Below are 17,954 nucleotides of genomic sequence, written 5' to 3'. Positions count from 1 at the left end.
TGCGACCATGAGCCGCGCCGCGCTGCCCCCCTCCCCGCCACCGCCGATCCGGCGGCTTGGGTTCCGGCGCGGCCTCGCGCGCGCGGCGATCCTGTGGGAGCGGGTGTGGCCCGCGATCGCGCCGCTGCTCGGCATCCTCGGCGTCTTCGGCGTGATCGCGCTGACCGGCCTCTTGCCGCTGCTGCCGGGTTGGCTGCACCTGATCGTGCTCGCGGCCTTCCTCTGCGCCGCCTGCGCCGCGATCGTCTGGGCGGCGCGGCAGATCCGCCTGCCCGGCGGCGCGGAGGGCGAACGGCGGCTGGAGCGTGCCTCGGGGCTCGCGCATCGCCCGCTCGCGAGCCTCGCCGATCGGCCCGCCGGTGGCGCCGCCGATCCCGCCACCGCCGCGCTCTGGGCGGCGCATCAGGCGCGCGCGGCCCAGGCGGCGGCGCGGCTGAAGGTCGGCGCGCCGCATCCGGGCCTGCCGCGGCGCGACCCGATGGCGCTGCGTGCCGGGCTCGCGCTCTCGCTGCTCGCGGCGCTGGTCATCGCCGGTCCGGAGACCGGACCGCGGCTGGGGGCCGCGGTCTCGCCCTCCTTCGGCGCCGCCGCCGCGCCGCCGCTGCCGCTTCGGCTCGAGCTCTGGATCACCCCACCGGCCTATACCGGCATGGCGCCGGTGTTCGTCCGCCATGAGCCGGGCGCGGCCACCGCCCCGATCACCGTGCCGACGGCGAGCCGGCTCGCGGTCCATGTCTCCGGCGGCACGGGTGGTGCGCCGCGGCTCGATGCCGGCGGCGGCGAGGTCGCGTTCCGCAGCCTCGACGCGCATTCCTTCGCCGCCGAGACGACGCTCGCCACACCCGGCCGCCTCGCGATCACGCGCGACGGAAGGGAACTGGCCGCCTGGCCGCTGCGCCTGCTCACCGACGCCCCGCCGACCGTCGCCTTCGTCGCCCCGCCCGGCCGCGGGCCGGCCACGCCGCAGCTTCGCATCGAGTTCGATGCGCGCGACGACTACGGCGTCGTTGCAGTGGACGCGATCCTGCGCCTGGTCGCCCGGCCCGAGACCGAGCCGCTGACCGTGCCGATGCCCGTGCCGGGTGGCGCGAGCCGGCATGTGCGCGGCACGGGCCAGCCGGATCTCTCCGCCCATCCCTGGGCCGGGCTGCCGGTGACGATCACCCTCGAGGCGCGCGACGGGGCGGACCAGACCGGACGCTCCGAGACGATGACGGTCGAGCTGCCCGAGCGGCGGTTCGAGCATCCGGTCGCGCGCGCGCTGATCGCACTGCGCAAGCGCATGACGCTCGCGCCGGCCGAGCGCAGCGCGCACACCCGCGAGCTCGACCGGCTCGCCGCCGCGCCGGAGGCGTTCGACCACGACTTCACCGTCTTCCTCGGCCTGCGCGTGGCGCGCTCGCGGCTGCGCTTCGACCGTACCGAGGCTGCGATCGCCGAGGTGCAGGAGCTGCTGTGGGATCTCGCGCTGCGCATCGAGGAGGGCGGGCGCGATCGCACATGGCGGCAGCTCTCGGAGCTGCGCGAGCAGTTGCGCGAGGCGCTGGATCGGGTCGAGCGCGGCGAGGAGGTGGACCGCGCGGAACTCGAGCGTCTTGCCCGGCAGCTCCAGGAGGCGATGCAGCGCTACTTCGAGGCGCTGATGGAGCAGATGCGGCGCGAGGGCGTCGAGACCATGCCCTTCGACCGCAACGCGCGCACCCTCGACATGCGCGACATGCAGCGCATGGCCGAGCGGATGCAGGAGGCCGCGCGGCGGGGCGAACTCGAGCGGATGCGCCAGCACCTCGCCGAGCTCGAGCGCGCGATCGAGCAGCTCCAGCAGGGCCGGATGAGCCGGATGGAGAGCCCCGAGCGCCAGCAGCAGCGCGAGCAGGGCCAGCAGATGATGGGCGCGGTCAACGACATGCTCCAGCGCCAGGGGCAGTTGATGGACCGCAGCCACCAGCGCGCCGAGCAGGACCGTCAGCAGCGCCAGCCGCCGCGCAGCCAGCAACAGCAGCCATGGCGTCAGCCCTCGCCGGGGCAGCAGCAACAGCAGCAGCGGGGCCAGCAGCAGCAACAGCAGCAGCGCCAGCGCTCGGCCGAAGGCCAGATGGACCAGCGCCAGCAGCAGGCGCTGCGCCGCGCGCTCGGCGAGCTGATGGACCAGTTCGCCGACATGACCGGCGATGTGCCCGAGCCGCTCGGCCAGGCCGACATGGCGATGCGCGAGGCGGTGGAGGCGCTCGGCCAGGGCGACAATGAGCGTGCCCAGGGGGCCCAGCAGCGCGCGATCGAGGCCCTGCAGCGGGGCGGGCGCGAGATGCAGAACCAGATGGCCGGGATGATGGGGATGATGGAGCCCGGCGAGGGCGATGGCGACCCGGGCGGCGACAACACCGAGATGGGCGGCGACACCTCCGGCGAAGGCCGCGAGATGGGCCAGGGTCGCGATCCGCTCGGGCGACCGCGGCGCGATCAGGTGGGCGGCCGCGACGAGGGTTCCGACGTGCGCGTGCCCGAAGAGATGGAGATGCAGCGCACCCGCGAGATCCAGGAGGAGCTGCGCCGGCGCGCGGGCGAGCGCGAACGGCCGCAGCCCGAGCTCGAGTACATCGACCGGCTGCTGCGCCGCTTCTGAGCCGCGCTTGCGCGCGGCCCGTCCGCGTGCCTCTCTCCGCGCGTGTCCCAGACCCGTCTCGCGCTTGTGCTCGGCATCCTCACCGCCGTCGGGCCGCTCTCGATCGACATGTATCTGCCCGCCTTCCCTGCGATCGCCGCGGAGTTCGGCGGTGCCGGCACGGCCGAGACAACACTCGCGGCATTCTTCGTCGGCCTCGCGGTCGGGCAGCTGACCCAGGGGCCGCTCGCCGACCGGTTCGGGCGACGCCGGCCGTTGCTGGCGGGCGGGGCGGTCTATGTCGTCGCCTCGATGGGCTGCGCGCTGGCGCCCGATGCGGCCAGCTTCTCGCTGTTCCGCGCGCTCGCCGCCTTCGGCGGCTCGGCCGGGATGGTGATCCCGCGCGCGATCGTGCGCGACGTCGCCGAGGGCGCGGCGGCGGCGCGGCTGATGAGCCGGCTGATCCTGGTGATGGGGGCGGCGCCGATCCTCGCGCCGTCGCTCGGCGGGCTGGTGCTCCAGGTCGCCGACTGGCGCGCGATCTTCTGGGTGCTGGCGGCCTACGGTGTGGCCTGCCTCGCGCTGACGCGGTTCGCCTTGCCCGAGACCCTGCCGCCGGAGCGGCGCGTACGGCGCAATCTGCTGGGCATCGCCGGCGCCTATGCGGCCGCTGCGTCGGACCGGACGTTCCTGGCGCCGGCGCTCGCATCCGCCGCAGGCGTGGGCGCGATGTTCGCCTACATCGCCGGCTCGCCGGTGGCGTTCATGGGTGTGCACGGGTTGAGCGCCGCGACCTACGCCGTGATCTTCGGGGCCAACGCCGCCTGCTATGTCGGCGCGGCACAGCTCAATGCCTGGCTGCTCAAGCGCCATCCGCCGAGCGTGCTGCTGGCGGTCGCGGCGACGCTGCTCGGCTTGGCCTCCCTGGTGCTGGCGTTCACCGCCTTCACCGGCGCGGGCGGGGTGGCGGGGCTGGTGGTGCCGCTCGCCACCGCGACCGGTGCGCTGGGTGTCGTCGTGCCGAATGCGTCGGCCCTCGCGCTGGCGCGTCAGGCCGCGCGGGCGGGCACGGCCTCGGCACTGATGGGGATGCTGGCCTTCGCGCTGGGCGGCGTGGCCGCAGCGGGGGTGTCGCTGCTCGCCGATGGCACCGCTCGGCCAATGGCGGTGCTCATCCTCCTTGGCGGCCTCGGCGCACTGCTCGCTGAGCGCTGGCGGCGCCGCACGCTCCCGCCTCGGTCCATGGGATAGGGGATTTGGGGGAAACTCCGGGGGCCAAGGGCCATTGGCCCTTGCCCCCGTACCCCCCATCCCAGGAGGGCGGCGCGCCTCGTTGGGCGCGCCGCGGACACGTTACGGTGCCGGCCGCTTCAGCGCGCCGCGCACCTGCTCGTAGGCATGACCGGCACGTAGCACCGTTGTGTCCTCCCACGGCCGCCCGGCAAGCTGGATCGCCACCGGCAACCCGCCCTCGCCAAGGCCCGAGCACACCGTCAGCGCCGGCTGGCCGGTGAGGTTGAACGGGATGGTCAGGCTCGGCGTCTTGAAGCCGATCCAGCGGTCCACCGCGTCGATCCGCGGCGCCTCGCCCATCGCCGCCGCGGTCAGCAGCAGATCGACGTCGCGCATCACCGTGCCGACCGCCTCGGCGAGCCTGCGCCGCATCCGCTGCGCGGCAATGATGTGCTCGCCCGAGATCAGCGCGCCGAGCAGCAGCCGTTCGCGCAGGATCTCGCCGTACTTCTCGCGCTGGGTCCGCACCCAGTGCGCGTGCACCGCGAAGGCCTCGCCGAGCAGCAGCGTCATGCCCGGCGCCCAGAACTCAGCGAGCGGCGGCAGTGTCACGTCGCGCACGCTCGCCCCGAGCTCGCCGAACAGCCGCGCCGCCTCGTCGATGCCGCGCCTCGTCGCGGGGCTGACCTGCACGTCCGTCTCGTGGAAGTGGCGCACCACGCCGATGCGCAAACCCTTCACCCCGCCGCCGAGCCCCGACACGAGGTCCGGTACGGGCCGGGCGGCCGAGCCCGGGTCCTCCGGGTCGTGGCCGGCCGCCGCCTGGAGCAGCAGCGCGCAATCCTCCACGGTCCAGGCGAGCGGCCCGACATGGTCCATCGACCAGGCGAGCGGAACCACGCCGGTGCGCGGCACGAGCCCGTAGGTCGGCTTGATCCCGGCGAGCCCGCAGAGCGCCGCCGGCCCGCGGATCGATCCGCCCGTGTCCGATCCGGTTCCCCCCAGGATCATGCCGGACGCGACCGCCGCCCCCGTGCCCGAGGACGATCCGGCAGTGAAATGCTCCGGGTTCCACGGATTGCGCGCGGGCGGTGTCGGCAGATCGAAGGACGGCCCGCCCCAGGCGAACTCGTGCGTGGTCAGCTTGCCGAGCGAGATCGCGCCCGCCTCGGCCCAGCGCCGCACCACCGCCGCGTCCCGGGTCGCCACATTCCCGACCAGGATGTGCGAGCACGCCGTGGTCGGCAGGCCCGCGACATCGACGATGTCCTTGTGCGCCACCGGAATGCCGTCGAGCGGACCGCGCGGGCCGTCGCGCATGATCCGCGCCTCGGCGTTCCGCGCGGCCTCCATCGCGCGCTCGCCATCCAGCGCGACGAACGCGTGCAACGTGGGTTCGAGACGCTCGACCCGGCCGATGCAGTCGCGCATCAGCTCCACCGGCGAGAGGCTGCGCGCGGCGATCGCGCGCGCCGCCTCGGCGATCGTCGGCACGGCGCTCACGGGCGCGGCGCCGCGGGTGGCACGAAGATCACGGCCGGCTCGCCCTGCCCCGCACCGTCGCGCACGCGCGCGAGCAGCGCCTCGAGCAGCGCCGCAGGCTCGGCGAGTCGCGCACGCTCCGCCTCGGTGAGCGGGAACCCGGCGCGGGTGAAGGGATCGTCGGTCGGTGCTGGCATCGCGCCAGCCTAGGCGGCCGGCGCGATCGCGTCGATGGCCCGCGCGAGCGTCACGTCGCGCATCGACAGCCCACCCGCATCATGCGTGGACAGCACGATCTCCACCCGGTTCCACACGTTGAACCACTCCGGGTGATGGTCGTGCTTCTCCGCCAGGAGCGCCACGCGGCTCATGAACGCCCAGGCCTCCGGGAAGTCGCGGAAACGGAACGCACGCCGGATCGCATCCCGCCCCTCGACCAGCGCCCAGCCGGGCAGCGCCTGCGCCAGCCCCGCCCGCTCCGCCTCGCTCAGCTTCGCCACCATGCTTGCCTCCTGCGCTCTCCCGCCCCCATCTATCGCGCATGCGGCAGTTCACGACAGCCCCAACCACCGCCGAGATCGTCGCCCTCGCCGACGAGGCGCTCGCCTGGGCGCAACGACGCTTCCCGCGCGACCTTGCCAAGCTGCTGGACGGGGTGGCGATCGTCGTCGATGACCTGCCCGACGACGAAACCGTGGAGGAGATGGGGTTCGAAAGCCCCTGGGAGCTCACCGGGCTCTGGCGCGGCGTGCCCCTGACCCAGCGCAGCGTGCTGCACACGCCGGATGAGCCGGAGATGGTGCATCTCTACCGGCTGCCGATCCTCGCCGAATGGATCGAGACCGGCGAGGACCTGCGCAGCCTGGTGCGCAACGTGCTGATCCACGAGATCGCGCACCACTTCGGCTTCTCCGACGAGGAGATCGCCCGGCTGGAGCGGGAAGGGTAACCCCCCCCCCCGCGCGATGCAGGGGGCTCCGCCCCCTGCACCCCCGCAAGGGGCCATTGGCCCCTTGACCCCTTTACCGCGAGTAGAACTCGACGACCTGCGCCGGCTCCATCTGCACCGGATAGGGCACATCCATCAGCTTGGGCGCGCGCAGGAAGCGGCCACGCATCGCGCGGTGATCCACCTCCAGGTACTCGGGCACGTCGCGCTCGGCCGACTGCGCGGCATCCAGCACGCTCGCAAGCTGCTTCGACTTCTCCTTGACCTCGACCTGGTCGCCGTCGCGCACGAGATAGGAGGGGATGTTCACCCGCTTGCCGTTCACCGTGACATGGCCGTGGTTCACGAGCTGGCGCGCGGCGAAGGGCGTGATTGCGAACTTCAGCCGGTACACCACCGTGTCCAGCCGCCGTTCCAGGAGTTCGATCAGGTTCTCGGAGGTGTCGCCCTTCCGGCGCACCGCCTCCTCGTAGTAGCGGCGGAACTGCCGCTCGCCGATATTGCCGTAGTAGAACTTCAGCCGCTGCTTGGCCGCGAGCTGGGTGCCGAAATCGGTCGGCTTCTTGCGCCGCTGCCCATGCTGTCCCGGACCGTAGTCGCGCTTGTTGACCGGGGACTTCGGCCGGCCCCAGAGGTTCTGGCCCAGCCGGCGATTGACCTTGTACTTGCTCTCGGCGCGCTTCGTCATGGCGCGAGGCCCTTTCCTTCGTTCTGCGGGGCAGCGACCGCCGCGCCCCTCCTGTCCCGGTAGGCCCCGTCGGGGGCGGAACATCCGTTCGCGTTCCCGGGAATGAGCCGCGGGTGATACGGGGGCAGCCCCGGCTTGTCAAACCGCCGCCCCGGCCCTTATGCCCCGGCCATGGTGACCCGCTCCGAAATCCTCATCCTCGGCCTGACCGCCGGCGTCATCGGCTCCCTGGTCGGCGGCCTGATGCTCGGCGTCGGCATGGGGCTGATCGTCCAGGGCGCGCATATCGGCTGGCTGCTGGCCCTTCCCGGCGCGCCGGCGGGCGGGCTGATCGGCCTGCTGCTGGCACGGCGGCTTGCGAGGCAGCTGCCGCCCTAGCAGGCTGCGCAGTCGCGCATGTCGTCCGTTCTTGTCCGCCCCAAGCGTGTTCCGCCGCGCATGATCCACCGGGCCATCACCGGCTCGCTCGTGTCACGCTATGCGGCGCCGGTGGCCGGCGGCGCCATCGCCGCGACTGCGAGACGGTGGCGGTTCTCCATCACCACAGTCACGGCGCAACCGAGCGTGGATACCTTGCCGTTCGACTTGGGTGCCAACCGCGCATCGGGTTCCGTGGTCGAGTCTCGCGTCTCGTTGCGGCGCATCTCGCCGCGGAAGTCGCACGCGCTATTCCGGCCAGGTTCCGGCCTGGAACCGAACCGACCTGGACAGCCGAATCCCCGCAGCCTGCCAGGAGCGGATCAGGTGCGCCGCCGGGCTCGTCTCACCGCGCCCAGCCCGATGAGGCCGAGCGTCAGGAGCCCGAACGTCGCCGGCTCCGGCACCGCGATGGCCCCGAAGGTGAAATCGATCACGATGGGCGGTTTCCCCGGACCCAGAGACACGCTTTCCAGGTTCACCGAGATCGTGGTCGGCGTGATCGTCACGTCGCCGACGTCGAAGCCCGTGACCGGGCCGCCGGCAATGCTGAAGCCAGTGATGCCGTGCGGCGCGGCGGCGGTAAAGTCAAAGCCCCTGAACACCCCCGTCCCGATCGATGCGCCCAGAAAGCGATTGGTCAAGGTCAGCGAGGTGGCGGCGAAGTCGATCTCAATAGCAAGTGAGGTGTAAATCGCCTCTGCCCCCGCGCCCACCGTGAAGCTGGCCGACGGGGAGAAGCCCGTCGTATCCGCGAAGCTTAAGACCGGGGTGCTGACGCGCCACTGCGCAGAGAAGGCGCGGTCCAGCAGGCTCGCCGACGCTGCCGGCACCACTCCAAGAACGAGAAGCGCAGCCAAGGCGCCACTGCGGATCACGTGCATCCCCCGATCCCCTGTCTGTTGTTACCCCAGATCAATTTCGGACTATAATAACCCCCCCCCCCCCCGCCGCGACGTCAAGCTCCTGCGGCTCAGACCATCGCTGCCAGCGCGATGGGGTGTTCTATGCCCGGGGGGCCGAGGATGCTGGGCAGGTCACTCAGGGCCACCGTCGGATCCGGACCAGCAAGCGCGGCCATCGGACCGATCCGCCGCCACGCACAGTCGGATCCACGACGCGGCTGCCTTGACCATGGTTGCGGTGGGAAGCGAGAGCGCAAGGCCCGCGGCGATACGTGACGGGTCAATCCCGATGAGTTGACGGTTGTACGAGGCTGGGACGCAGCGCGCAGGCTCAACAGATCTCTACCCTGCACCTTCCGGCTCTTGCCGCCCGACCATGCCCGGCTCGATCCGCCCATGCACGCGCCGGCCGCGCGAGAGCTCGGTGATGATGCCGTGCAGCGTGCGCAGCTCCTGTTCGGTCACCTCGCCGCGCTCGAACAGGTGGCGGATGTTCCGCACCATGCTCGGCCGCTTCGCCTGGTTGCGCAGGAAGCCGCAGGCATCGAGCTCGGCGACGAGGTGGCGCAGGAAGTTCTCGAGCTGCTCCTTGGTGGCGATGCGCGTCTCGTTCGTGACGAGGCGGAGGGGCGGGGTGGCATCGGCGGCGGTCCACCACTCATAGGCCATTACCATCACCGCCTGGGCGAGGTTCATCGAGTTGAACGCCGGATTGAGCGGGATCTGCACCAGCGTATCGGCATGGGCGAGATCATCCGCGGTGAGGCCCGCGCGCTCAGGCCCGAACAGGATGCCGGCGGCGAGCCCGCGCGCGGCGATCTCGCGCAGCATCGCCGCCGCGCCGCGCGCGGTCGCGGTGTTGACGATCACGTGGCGCGGCCGCGGGCAGGTCGCGAACACACGCTGGAGATCGGCGACCGCGTGCGCGACCGTCGGGTGCAGCGTCGCCGCGTTCAGGATCGCATCCGCCCCCGAGGCGGTGCGCCAGGCCTTGTCCTGCGGCCAGCCGTCGCGCGGCGCAACCAGGCGCAGGTGGAACAGGCCGCCATTCGCCATCGCGCGCGCGGCGGCGCCGATGTTCTCCGCGAGCTGCGGACGGACGAGGATGACGACGGGCGAATGCTCGCCCACCGGCCCGATCGCCGCTCCTCCGTCGCGTCCCGTCATGGCGGCGGGATAGGACGGGTGGCGTCGCCGGGCAACGGCTCAGCGGCGCGCGCGTTCGCGGGCGGTGATCTCGGCCTGGATCGCCTGGAGCCTCGGCGGCCAGGTGGAGCGGATCCAGGCGAGCACGTCGCGGATCTCGGCGTCGCTCAGCACCCCGGCATAGGCCGGCATGGTCGTCCGGTAGCCGGGCACCAGTGCGGCCATACCGTCGCGCACGATGCGGAAGAGCGTGTCGTCGCCGTGATGCCAGGTGTGGCCGGAGGCGTCGTGCGGCGGCGCCGGCAACAGCCCGTCCGGCCCGCGCACCTGCCAGTCCGGCTGGCCCTCCAGCCGGGCGCCGTGGCAGGCGGCGCAGTGCTCGACATACACCGCCCGGCCACGCTGGAGATCGCGTGCGGCAACGGCCTCCGCGGCGAGCAGAAGCACGCCGGCGAACGCCGCGCGCGCGATCATCCGCCGAGGCGGCGCAGGATCGCGCGCATCTGCGCGATCATCCGCCGAGGCGGCGCAGGATCGCGCGCATCTGCGCGATCTCCGCCTCCTGCGCCTTGATGATCTCCTCGGCGAGCTTGCGCACCTCCGGATCGCGCCCGTGCTGCAGGACCACGCGCGCCATGTCGATCGCGCCCTGGTGGTGCGGGATCATGCCGCGCACGAAGTCGATGTCGGCGTTGCCGGAGTAGCGGATGTCCATCTCGCGGTGCATCCGCGCATTGGCGTCCCGGAACGCGCGCGTGCTGTCCGCCTCGGCGGCCGGGGCGCTGCCGTGATGGGCATGCTGGGCCATGGCGGTGCCTCCCAGCACTGTGCCGAGGGCCAGCGTGAGGATCATCCTGCGCATCGTCGTTTCCTCCTGGGCGTGCTCGTGGACGGGCACGGCCAGCGAACAGCGCGGCGGGGAGGGACCGGAAGGGGGGAGGATGCGCGCGTGCTCAGCCGCCGGCTTGGCCGAGCGCGAGCAGGGCACGACCGATCGTGTAGACGCCCGCGACCGCCATCACCGCGACCGAGGCCCAGGGCAGGGTCTCGGCGAGGCGGGCGAAGCGCTGTTCGCCACCGGCCGAGGAGGCGAGGCGAAGCGAGAGGGCGGCGGCGAGCGCGACGCCGCTGAGCACGACGCCGAGGCCGATCGAGAACACGGCGACCATGGCAAGCCCGAGGGCCGCCGCCCCGGCCTGCAGCGCCAGCGCCAGCACGACGAGCGCGCCCGGGCAGGGCGCGAGCCCGCCGCCGAAGCCGGCGGCGATCACCGCGCGCCAACCGACGCGTCGTCCTGTCGGCGTGGCGTGATGGTGGTGCGCGTGGCCGTGCTCATAGTCGTGGTGATGGGGGTGGCCGGCCCCATGGTGGTGGGCATGGTGGTGATCCCGCTCCGCGACGAGGCCGCGGGCAAGCCAGGCTGCGACCGCGAGCACCACCACGCCGCCGGCGAGCGAGAACCAGGGCAGCCAGGCGGCGGGTACCCGATCGAGCCCGCCCGCGAAGGCGGCGAGCACGAGCCCCCACACGACAAGGGAGTGCGAGAGGGCCGCGGCGAGGCCGAGCACCACGCCCTGCGCCGGCGTGCCGCGCGTGGCGATGACGAAGCCCGCCATCATCGACTTCGCGTGCCCGGGCTCGAGGGCGTGCAGCGCACCGAGGGCGAAAGCGGCGGGCAGCCAGAGCAAGGGCGCGGTTCCGCCTGCCGCGACCGCCGAAAAGATGCCGCCTTCCATGGCGCGCTCCCGCCCCGCTCCGGCCCTCAGAGGAACTTGGTCAGGGCGCGGAACTCGGCGAGGGCCGCTTCCGCCTTGCCCTCTTCGATCGCGCGGTCGAGGCAATGGTCGATATGATCCTGGATCAGTTCGCGCTTGGCGTTGCCGATCGCGCGTTCGATCGCATGGAGCTGCTGGGCGAGCTCGAGACAGGGACGGCCGTCGTCGATCATGCCGACCACCGCGCGCAGGTGGCCTTCGGCGCGGCGCAGCCGCTTGACGATGTCGGCGTGGCTGGCGTGGCGGATGCCGCCCGCGTGCGGGTCGTGCTTCATGCGATCATCCTATCCTCCAGGAGGGGATAGTCAAGTCCGCGCTGCGGACGGGCGCTCTCCCGGCCGCGCCGCTCAGGCCGCCACGCCCTCGCGCATCAGCAGATAGGTGACGGCATCCCCGAGAGCCCCGAACGAGGCCTCGATCACGTTGCCGGAGACGCCGACCGTGCTCCAGCGCCCGCCGCCGTTGCCCTCGCTCTCGATCATCACGCGCGTCGTCGCCGCGGTCGCCTGATCCGGCGTCAGGATGCGCACCTTGTAGTCCACCAGGCGCAGGCTCGCGACCGCCGGGTAGTGCGGCAGCAGCGCCTTGCGCAGCGCGGCATCGAGCGCGTTCACGGGGCCGTTGCCCTCGGCCACCGTCAGCACGCGCTCGCCCTTCACGATCAGTTTCAGCGTCGCCTCGGAGAGCGGCTCCTCGTGCTCGCCGCGCCGTTCCACCAGCGTGCGGAACGATTCCAGGCGGAAATACTCCGGCACGGTGCCGAGCACGCGGCGCGCGAGCAGCTCGAAGCTCGCCTCGGCGCCGTCATAGGCATAGCCCGCGAACTCCTTCGCCTTCACCTCGTCGAGGATGCGGCGGATGCGCACATCGTCGGGGTCGATCTCGATGCCGACCTCGGTGAGGCGCGAGAGGATGTTCGACCGCCCCGACTGGTCGGAGACGACGATGTGGCGGCGGTTGCCGACGGTCTCGGGCGGGATGTGCTCGTAGGTGGTGGGGTCGCGCTGCACGGCCGAGACGTGCAGGCCGCCCTTGTGGGCGAAGGCGGACTCGCCAACGTAAGGTGCGCCGCGATTGGGTGCGCGGTTCAGCCGCTCGTCGAGTGCGCGGGAGAGCTTGGTTATGCCGCGCAGCGCCTCCGGCGTGATGCCGGTGGTGTAGCCCATCTTCAGCATCAGGGTCGGGATGATGCTGATCAGGTTGGCATTGCCGCAGCGCTCGCCGATGCCGTTGATCGTGCCCTGCACCTGGCGGCAGCCGGCGCGCACCGCGGCGAGGGTGTTGGCGACCCCGTTGCCGGTGTCGTCATGGCCATGGAAGCCGAGCTGCTCGCCGGGGATGATCTTGGCGACCTCGGCGACGATCGCCTCGACCTCGTGCGGCAGCGCCCCGCCATTGGTGTCGCAGAGCACGATCCAGCGCGCCCCCGCCTGATGCGCGGCGGTGATCGCGGCGAGCGCGTAAGAACGGTTGCGCTTGTAGCCGTCGAAGAAGTGCTCGGCGTCGAACATCGCCTCGCCGCGGCGCGCGGCCTCGGCGACGCTGTCGGCGATCATGGCGAGGTTCTCGTCGAGGGAGACGCCGAGCGCCACTTCGGCGTGGTAGTCCCAGGTCTTGCCGACCAGCGTCACCACGGGCGTGCGCGCGGCGAACACCGCGGCGAGGCCCGGATCGTTGCCAGCGGAGCGGCCGGAGCGGCGCGTCATGCCGAAGGCCGAGAGGCGCGCCGTGCGCAGCGGCGGGGGGTCGGCGAAGAAGGCGTCGTCGATCGGGTTCGCGCCGGGCCAGCCGCCTTCGACGGTATCGACGCCGAAGGCATCGAGTGCCCGCGCGATCGCCTGCTTGTCGGCCACCCCCCAGTCGATGCCCTGCATCTGCTGGCCGTCGCGCAGCGTGCAGTCGTAGATGTGGATGCGCGCGCTCACGACGCGCGCCTCCAGGTCGTGCCCTGCGGCCCGTCCTCCAGCACGATGCCCTTCGCCAGAAGATCGGCGCGGATCGCGTCCGCGGTGGCGAAGTCCCGCGCCTTGCGGGCGGCAAGACGCCTCGCGATCGCGTCCTCGATCCACGCGACGTTGCCGTCACCGCGGAACCATGCCGCGGCCGTGCGCGGCAACAGGCCGAGCACATCCGCCGCCGCGCGCAGATCGGCGCCCGCGCGCGCATCCCCCGCGACCGCGCGGTCCGCGAGCGCATGCATCGCCGCCAATGCCGCCGGCGTGTTCAGGTCGTCGAGCAGCGCCGCCAGCACCGGCCCTGGCAGCATCTCGGCCGCGTCCGGCTCGCCCGCGTGCTCGAGCGCGCGATAGAACCGGTCGAGCTCGCGCCGGGCCTCCGCCAGCGCCGCCTCGGAGTAGTCGAGCGGCATCCGGTAATGCGTCTTCAAGAGCAGCAGTCGGAACGCCTCGCCGGCCCAGTCGCCATGCCGCAGCACCTCCTCGACGGTCGTGAAGTTGCCGAGGCTCTTCGACATCTTCTCGCCGCCGACCAGCAGCATGCCGTTGTGCATCCACACGCGCGCGAAGCGGCTGCCCGGAAACGCGCACACCGACTGCGCGATCTCGTTCTCGTGGTGCGGAAAGATCAGGTCCAGCCCGCCGCCGTGGATGTCGAACTCCTCGCCGAGATGGCGCCACGCCATCGCGCTGCACTCGATGTGCCAGCCCGGCCGGCCGCGGCCCCAGGGGCTCGCCCAGCCCGGCTGGTCCGGCGTCGAGGGCTTCCACAGCACGAAGTCGTAGGGCGAGCGCTTGTAGGGCGCGACATCCACCCGCGCGCCCGCCTCCATCTCGTCCGGCGTGCGGTTCGAGAGCGCGCCGTACCGCGGGAAGGACGGCACGTCGAACAGCACGTGCCCGTCGGCCACATAGGCGTGGCCGTTGGCGATCAGCCGCTCGATCAGCGCGATCATCTCGGCGATGGTCTCGGTCGCGCGCGGCTCGACATCCGGCGGCAGCGCGCCGAGCGCCGCCATGTCCTCGTGGAACCAGTGGAGCGTGCGTTCCGTCACCGCCTCGATCGGCTCGCCCCGTTCGCGCGCCGCCGCCATGATCTTGTCGTCCACGTCGGTGACGTTGCGCACATAGGTGACGCGCGGATAGAGCCGGCGCAGCAGGCGCACCAGCACGTCGAACACCACGACGGGGCGCGCGTTGCCGATATGCGCGCGGTCATAGACGGTCGGGCCGCAGACATAGAGGCGCACATGCGCCGGGTCGATCGGCTGGAAGCGTTCCTTCGTCCGCGTGGCGGAGTTGTAGAGCGTGAGATCCGTCATCTGTCCGGTCCGTGCGGGGCAATGCCCCGGGTATGGGTCAGGCGCGAGGGTCGGTCAAATCGCGCGGGGACAGATCACGGGGCGGCTCCTGCGGCCAGGTTGAGCCGGGAGACTACGCGATCCCGGCCGATCAGGGGAAGCAGGGCGGCCATGTCCGGCCCGTGCTCCTCGCCCGTGAGCGCGAGGCGGAGCGGGCGCCAGAGCGCGCGGCCCTTGCGGCCCGTGGCCGCGGCGAGCGCGGCGGCCCACGCCTTGGCGGTGGCGCCGTCCCACGGCTCGGGCGGCAGGACGGCGACGGCCGCGCGCAGGTAGCCGCCCTCGCCCTCCAGCGGCGGCGGCACGATCGTCCCGGAGACGACCTCCCACCAATGGCGGGCCTCGCGCACCAGGTCGAGATTGCCGCGCACGGCGAGCCAGAACGCCTCGGTGGCCCCCTCGGGCAGCCGGTCGCGCACGGCATCGAACGGGGTCGCGTGCAGCACCTTGCGGTTGAGCGCCAGCAGTTGCGCCGCGTCGAAGCGCCCGGGGCTGTGGCTGATCCGCCCGAGATCGAAGCCGGCCGCCAGGGTCGCGAGATCGGCCGGGGCGAGATCGTCGGGCGTGCCGAGCCGCGCAAGATAGGCGCCGAGTGCGGCGGGCTCGATGCCGTCGGCGCGCAGCGCACGCAGCGACAGCGAGCCGATGCGCTTGGAGAGGGGCTCGCCCTCGCTGCCCACCAGCAGCGGCAGATGGGCGAGCCGGATCGCCTCCGGGTCGGCGCCGAGGGCGGCCATGATATCACGCTGCACGCCCGAGTTGGTGATGTGGTCCTCGCCGCGGATGATGTGGGTGATCCCCATCTCCAGGTCGTCCACCACCGAGGCGAAGGTGTAGAGCGGCGTGCCGTCGGCGCGGATCAGCACCGGGTCGGACACCGCCGGCAGCTTGACCGCGCGGCGGCCGAGCACGAGGTCGTCCCAGGCGGTCTCGCCGGCGGAGAGGCGGAAGCGCCAGTAGGGCGGCCGGCCGGAGGCGAAGGCGCGCGCGCGCTGGTCCTCGGTCATCGCCAGCGCGGCGCGGTCGTAGATCGGTGCCAAGCCGCGCTTGAGGCGCTGGTTGCGCTTGAAGGCGAGTTCCTCCTCGCTCTCCCAGCAGGGGTAGAGGCGGCCGGCGTTCTTCAGCCGCTCGGCCGCGGCCGCGTAGGCGGCAAGGCGGTCGCGCTGGCGGATCGGCCCCTCGTCCCAGGCAAGGCCGAGCCAGCGCAGATCCTCCTCGATCGCCGCCTCGTATTCGGGCTTGCAGCGCGTCGTGTCGGTATCGTCGAGGCGCAGCACGAAGGCGCCGCCGTGCCGGCGCGCGAACAGCCAGTTGGCGAGCGCGACGCGCGCGTTGCCGACATGCAGGTAGCCGGTCGGCGACGGGGCGAAGCGGACGCGAACCGCCGCGCGCCCGTCCTCACTCATCGTCGTCGTCTTCGTCGGTCTCGTTGCGGCGCGGATCGAGCCCGCGCCAGTCGCGCTCGATGCTGCCCGACGGCGCCGGAGTGCGCGCGAAGAAGGCGAGCTCGCTGGAGCTGGACCAGCCCTGCTCGCCCGCCTCCAGCACCTCGGCATCCTCGCCGAAGGCATGCCAGTCGCCCAGCACCTCCTCGGGCGTCGCGTCCGGCACGCGGCAGCGCTCGATGCTGTCGCGCACATAGGCGCGCGCGAAGGCATTGGCGTGCATCAGGCTCTCGAAGCCGCGCACATCCTCGATCGCCTCGTCCTCGGTCTCGGCCGAGTGGTCGCGGATGCGCACCACCCAGCCGCCCTCGGGGGCGAACAGATCGCCGATCATCGCACCAGCGCCGTGAAGCCGTTGGTGATCGGGTAGCGGCGGTCGCGCCCGAAGGCACGCGGCGAGATCTTCACCCCCGGCGGCGCCTGGCGGCGCTTGTACTCGGCGCGATCCAGCATCTTCCACACGCGCAGCACCGTGGCGCGGTCATGCCCCTTCGCCACCAGCGCATCGACGCTCTGCTCGCCCTCGACCAGCCCTTCCAGGATCGCATCGAGCATGTCGTACGGGGGCAGCGAATCCTGATCGGTCTGATTCGGCTTCAGCTCGGCCGAGGGCGGCTTGGTGATCACCCGCTCCGGCATCACGGGCCCGGCCGGCCCTCTCGCGCCGCGCGGACGGTGCGCGTTGCGCCAGCGCGCGAGCGCGAACACGGTCGTCTTGTAGACGTCCTTCAGCACCGAGAACCCGCCGCACATGTCGCCGTAGAGCGTGGCGTAGCCGACCGACATCTCGCTCTTGTTGCCGGTCGTCAGCACCATGTCGCCGAACTTGTTCGACAGCGCCATCAGGATCAGCCCACGCGAGCGCGACTGGATGTTCTCCTCGGTGATGTCGGGCGCGCGGTTGCCGAACACGGGGCAGAGCACCTGGTGGAACGCCTCCATCGCCGGCGTGATCGGGATCGTGTCGTAGCGGATGCCGAGCAGCCGGGCGCAGGCCTCGGCATCCTCCAGGCTGTCGCGGCTGGTGTAGGGCGACGGGAGCATCACCGCGCGCACCCGCTCGGCACCCAGCGCATCGACCGCGACCGCCGCCGAGACCGCGCTGTCGATCCCGCCGGAGAGACCGAGCACCACGCCCGGAAAGCCGTTCTTGTTCACGTAGTCGGCGAGCCCGAGCGTCATCGCGCGCCAGATGCTCTCCTCGCGGCTGTCCTCCGCCGCGACAGGGCCGGGCGCGCAGACCAGCCGGTCGCCGTCGCGCGTCCACTCGGTGAGCACGAGGTCCTCGTCGAACTCCGGCAGGCGCGCGGCGACCGTGCGGTCGGGGTTCAGCACGAAGGACGCGCCGTCGAACACGAGCTCGTCCTGCCCGCCCACCTGGTTGAGGAACACGAAGCCGAGCCCGTTCTCCACCACCCGACCGACCGCGAGCCCGATCCGCGTGTCGCGCTTGCCCGCCTCGTAGGGCGAGGCGTTGATCGAGAGCAGCACCTCGGCGCCGCTCTCGGCGAGGGTCTCGCAGACATCCGGCAGCCACCAGTCCTCGCACACCATCAGCCCGAGCCGGAAGCCGCGGAACGACACCGGGCCAGGTGCCGGGCCGGCGACGAAATGGCGCTTGTCGTCGAACACGCCGTAGTTTGGCAGCTCGTGCTTGGCGCGCACGGCCGTGATCTTCCCGCCATCGAGCAGAAAGGCCGCGTTGTGCAGCTTGCCCTCGTTCACCCACGGCCCGCCGACCACGAGCCCCGGCCCGCCATCCGCCGTCGCACCGGCGAGCCGCTCGATCCCCTCGCGGCACGCCGCGATGAAGGCCGGCTTCATCACGAGATCCTCGGGCGGATAACCGGCGATCGACAGCTCCGGCGTCAGCACCAGATCGGCGCCAAGCGCCGCGGCCCGGCTGCGCGCATCGAGGATTCTCGCGGCATTCGTCTCCAACGCGCCCTCGTGCATGTTGAGTTGCGCGAGCGCGATACGAAGCCTCTCGGTCATGGCC

At 72.2% G+C, this 17,954-nt stretch carries 19 protein-coding genes; 4 read left to right on the top strand and 15 right to left on the bottom strand.

Going from position 1 to position 17,954, the window contains the following annotated elements; translation table 11 throughout:
• Nucleotides 1-7 precede the first annotated feature (7 nt).
• Complete coding sequence (locus F563_RS0115775; protein ID WP_019015655.1) at nucleotides 8-2,623, top strand: TIGR02302 family protein; 2,616 nt, start codon at nucleotides 8-10, stop codon at nucleotides 2,621-2,623.
• A gap of 42 nt (nucleotides 2,624-2,665) precedes the next feature.
• Entirely contained in the window at nucleotides 2,666-3,853 is a 1,188-nt protein-coding gene (locus F563_RS0115770; protein WP_035575405.1) for a multidrug effflux MFS transporter, read from the top strand.
• A gap of 102 nt (nucleotides 3,854-3,955) precedes the next feature.
• Here the strand turns inward: F563_RS0115770 and F563_RS22870 are convergent, their stop codons facing one another.
• Genes F563_RS22870 through F563_RS0115755 form a run of 3 tightly spaced genes read right to left on the bottom strand, consistent with a single transcriptional unit; the run spans nucleotide 3,956 to nucleotide 5,820 of the window.
• Nucleotides 3,956-5,338 carry an amidase gene (locus F563_RS22870; RefSeq protein ID WP_019015653.1) on the bottom strand — a complete coding sequence of 461 codons (1,383 nt, stop codon included), beginning with the start codon at nucleotides 5,336-5,338 and terminating at the stop codon, nucleotides 3,956-3,958.
• A complete protein-coding gene (locus tag F563_RS0115760; protein WP_019015652.1) occupies nucleotides 5,335-5,514 on the bottom strand; it encodes a hypothetical protein in 180 nt (59 codons plus the stop codon). Before F563_RS0115760 ends, F563_RS22870 begins: the two co-directional genes overlap by 4 nt.
• A 9-nt stretch (nucleotides 5,515-5,523) precedes the next feature.
• The gene (locus tag F563_RS0115755) at nucleotides 5,524-5,820 is read right to left on the bottom strand and encodes a 4a-hydroxytetrahydrobiopterin dehydratase (protein WP_019015651.1); all 297 of its coding nucleotides are present in this window, start codon (nucleotides 5,818-5,820) and stop codon (nucleotides 5,524-5,526) included.
• A gap of 38 nt (nucleotides 5,821-5,858) precedes the next feature.
• On the opposite strand from F563_RS0115755, the gene F563_RS0115750 reads away from it, so the two are divergent.
• Nucleotides 5,859-6,266: a metallopeptidase family protein gene (locus F563_RS0115750; protein ID WP_019015650.1), complete on the top strand. Its 408-nt coding sequence runs from the start codon at nucleotides 5,859-5,861 to the stop codon at nucleotides 6,264-6,266.
• Nucleotides 6,267-6,339: 73 nt separating this feature from the next.
• Here the strand turns inward: F563_RS0115750 and rpsD are convergent, their stop codons facing one another.
• Complete coding sequence (gene rpsD, locus F563_RS0115745) at nucleotides 6,340-6,954, bottom strand: 30S ribosomal protein S4 (protein ID WP_019015649.1); 615 nt, start codon at nucleotides 6,952-6,954, stop codon at nucleotides 6,340-6,342.
• Between the two features lie 171 nt (nucleotides 6,955-7,125).
• Here rpsD and F563_RS0115740 point away from each other — a divergent pair, with 171 nt between their 5' ends.
• A complete protein-coding gene (locus F563_RS0115740) occupies nucleotides 7,126-7,332 on the top strand; it encodes a hypothetical protein (RefSeq protein ID WP_019015648.1) in 207 nt (68 codons plus the stop codon).
• A 362-nt stretch (nucleotides 7,333-7,694) separates the two neighbouring features.
• Here F563_RS0115740 and F563_RS0115730 read toward each other — a convergent pair whose 3' ends face one another.
• The 11 genes from F563_RS0115730 to F563_RS0115675 form a co-directional block, all read right to left on the bottom strand.
• The gene (locus F563_RS0115730; protein ID WP_019015647.1) at nucleotides 7,695-8,255 is read right to left on the bottom strand and encodes a PEP-CTERM sorting domain-containing protein; all 561 of its coding nucleotides are present in this window, start codon (nucleotides 8,253-8,255) and stop codon (nucleotides 7,695-7,697) included.
• A gap of 363 nt (nucleotides 8,256-8,618) precedes the next feature.
• Nucleotides 8,619-9,443, bottom strand: coding sequence for an RNA methyltransferase (locus F563_RS22865; protein ID WP_051089405.1), 825 nt, complete (start codon nucleotides 9,441-9,443; stop codon nucleotides 8,619-8,621).
• Nucleotides 9,444-9,482: 39 nt separating this feature from the next.
• Nucleotides 9,483-9,896 (bottom strand): c-type cytochrome, encoded by a 414-nt coding sequence (locus tag F563_RS0115715; protein ID WP_019015644.1) that lies wholly within the window; start codon nucleotides 9,894-9,896, stop codon nucleotides 9,483-9,485.
• A gap of 37 nt (nucleotides 9,897-9,933) precedes the next feature.
• Nucleotides 9,934-10,320 (bottom strand): CopM family metallochaperone, encoded by a 387-nt coding sequence (gene copM / locus F563_RS0115710; protein ID WP_425386944.1) that lies wholly within the window; start codon nucleotides 10,318-10,320, stop codon nucleotides 9,934-9,936.
• A gap of 55 nt (nucleotides 10,321-10,375) precedes the next feature.
• Nucleotides 10,376-11,158, bottom strand: coding sequence for a HoxN/HupN/NixA family nickel/cobalt transporter (locus tag F563_RS22860; RefSeq protein ID WP_019015642.1), 783 nt, complete (start codon nucleotides 11,156-11,158; stop codon nucleotides 10,376-10,378).
• Between the two features lie 26 nt (nucleotides 11,159-11,184).
• Entirely contained in the window at nucleotides 11,185-11,472 is a 288-nt protein-coding gene (locus F563_RS0115700) for a metal-sensing transcriptional repressor (RefSeq protein ID WP_019015641.1), read from the bottom strand.
• Nucleotides 11,473-11,544: 72 nt separating this feature from the next.
• Complete coding sequence (gene cimA / locus F563_RS0115695) at nucleotides 11,545-13,122, bottom strand: citramalate synthase (protein ID WP_019015640.1); 1,578 nt, start codon at nucleotides 13,120-13,122, stop codon at nucleotides 11,545-11,547.
• Nucleotides 13,119-14,474 carry a cysteine--tRNA ligase gene (cysS, locus tag F563_RS0115690; protein WP_019015639.1) on the bottom strand — a complete coding sequence of 452 codons (1,356 nt, stop codon included), beginning with the start codon at nucleotides 14,472-14,474 and terminating at the stop codon, nucleotides 13,119-13,121. The genes cimA and cysS overlap by 4 nt, the downstream gene beginning before the upstream one ends.
• A 74-nt stretch (nucleotides 14,475-14,548) precedes the next feature.
• Complete coding sequence (gene gltX, locus F563_RS0115685; protein ID WP_019015638.1) at nucleotides 14,549-15,916, bottom strand: glutamate--tRNA ligase; 1,368 nt, start codon at nucleotides 15,914-15,916, stop codon at nucleotides 14,549-14,551.
• Entirely contained in the window at nucleotides 15,909-16,289 is a 381-nt protein-coding gene (locus tag F563_RS0115680; RefSeq protein ID WP_019015637.1) for a hypothetical protein, read from the bottom strand. The genes gltX and F563_RS0115680 overlap by 8 nt, the downstream gene beginning before the upstream one ends.
• The gene (locus F563_RS0115675; RefSeq protein WP_019015636.1) at nucleotides 16,286-17,950 is read right to left on the bottom strand and encodes an NAD+ synthase; all 1,665 of its coding nucleotides are present in this window, start codon (nucleotides 17,948-17,950) and stop codon (nucleotides 16,286-16,288) included. The genes F563_RS0115680 and F563_RS0115675 overlap by 4 nt, the downstream gene beginning before the upstream one ends.
• Nucleotides 17,951-17,954 lie beyond the last annotated feature (4 nt).

The sequence above is a fragment of the Elioraea tepidiphila DSM 17972 genome (assembly GCF_000378465.1).
Classification (GTDB): domain Bacteria; phylum Pseudomonadota; class Alphaproteobacteria; order Acetobacterales; family Acetobacteraceae; genus Elioraea; species Elioraea tepidiphila.
The sequence above is the reverse complement of the archived record's forward strand: the minus strand, read 5'-3'. Positions and strand labels throughout refer to the sequence as shown.

Coding starts and splice junctions, on each gene's coding strand:
- F563_RS0115715 (WP_019015644.1), bottom strand. CDS start 9,896: ATGATCGCGCGCGCGGCGTTCGCCGGCGTGCTTCTGCTCGCCGCGGAG.
- F563_RS0115760 (WP_019015652.1), bottom strand. CDS start 5,514: ATGCCAGCACCGACCGACGATCCCTTCACCCGCGCCGGGTTCCCGCTC.
- F563_RS22860 (WP_019015642.1), bottom strand. CDS start 11,158: ATGGAAGGCGGCATCTTTTCGGCGGTCGCGGCAGGCGGAACCGCGCCC.
- F563_RS0115700 (WP_019015641.1), bottom strand. CDS start 11,472: ATGAAGCACGACCCGCACGCGGGCGGCATCCGCCACGCCAGCCACGCC.
- F563_RS0115680 (WP_019015637.1), bottom strand. CDS start 16,289: ATGATCGGCGATCTGTTCGCCCCCGAGGGCGGCTGGGTGGTGCGCATC.
- F563_RS0115750 (WP_019015650.1), top strand. CDS start 5,859: ATGCGGCAGTTCACGACAGCCCCAACCACCGCCGAGATCGTCGCCCTC.
- rpsD (WP_019015649.1), bottom strand. CDS start 6,954: ATGACGAAGCGCGCCGAGAGCAAGTACAAGGTCAATCGCCGGCTGGGC.
- F563_RS0115730 (WP_019015647.1), bottom strand. CDS start 8,255: ATGCACGTGATCCGCAGTGGCGCCTTGGCTGCGCTTCTCGTTCTTGGA.
- F563_RS22865 (WP_051089405.1), bottom strand. CDS start 9,443: ATGACGGGACGCGACGGAGGAGCGGCGATCGGGCCGGTGGGCGAGCAT.
- F563_RS0115755 (WP_019015651.1), bottom strand. CDS start 5,820: ATGGTGGCGAAGCTGAGCGAGGCGGAGCGGGCGGGGCTGGCGCAGGCG.
- cysS (WP_019015639.1), bottom strand. CDS start 14,474: ATGACGGATCTCACGCTCTACAACTCCGCCACGCGGACGAAGGAACGC.
- F563_RS0115675 (WP_019015636.1), bottom strand. CDS start 17,950: ATGACCGAGAGGCTTCGTATCGCGCTCGCGCAACTCAACATGCACGAG.
- F563_RS0115775 (WP_019015655.1), top strand. CDS start 8: ATGAGCCGCGCCGCGCTGCCCCCCTCCCCGCCACCGCCGATCCGGCGG.
- gltX (WP_019015638.1), bottom strand. CDS start 15,916: ATGAGTGAGGACGGGCGCGCGGCGGTTCGCGTCCGCTTCGCCCCGTCG.
- F563_RS0115740 (WP_019015648.1), top strand. CDS start 7,126: ATGGTGACCCGCTCCGAAATCCTCATCCTCGGCCTGACCGCCGGCGTC.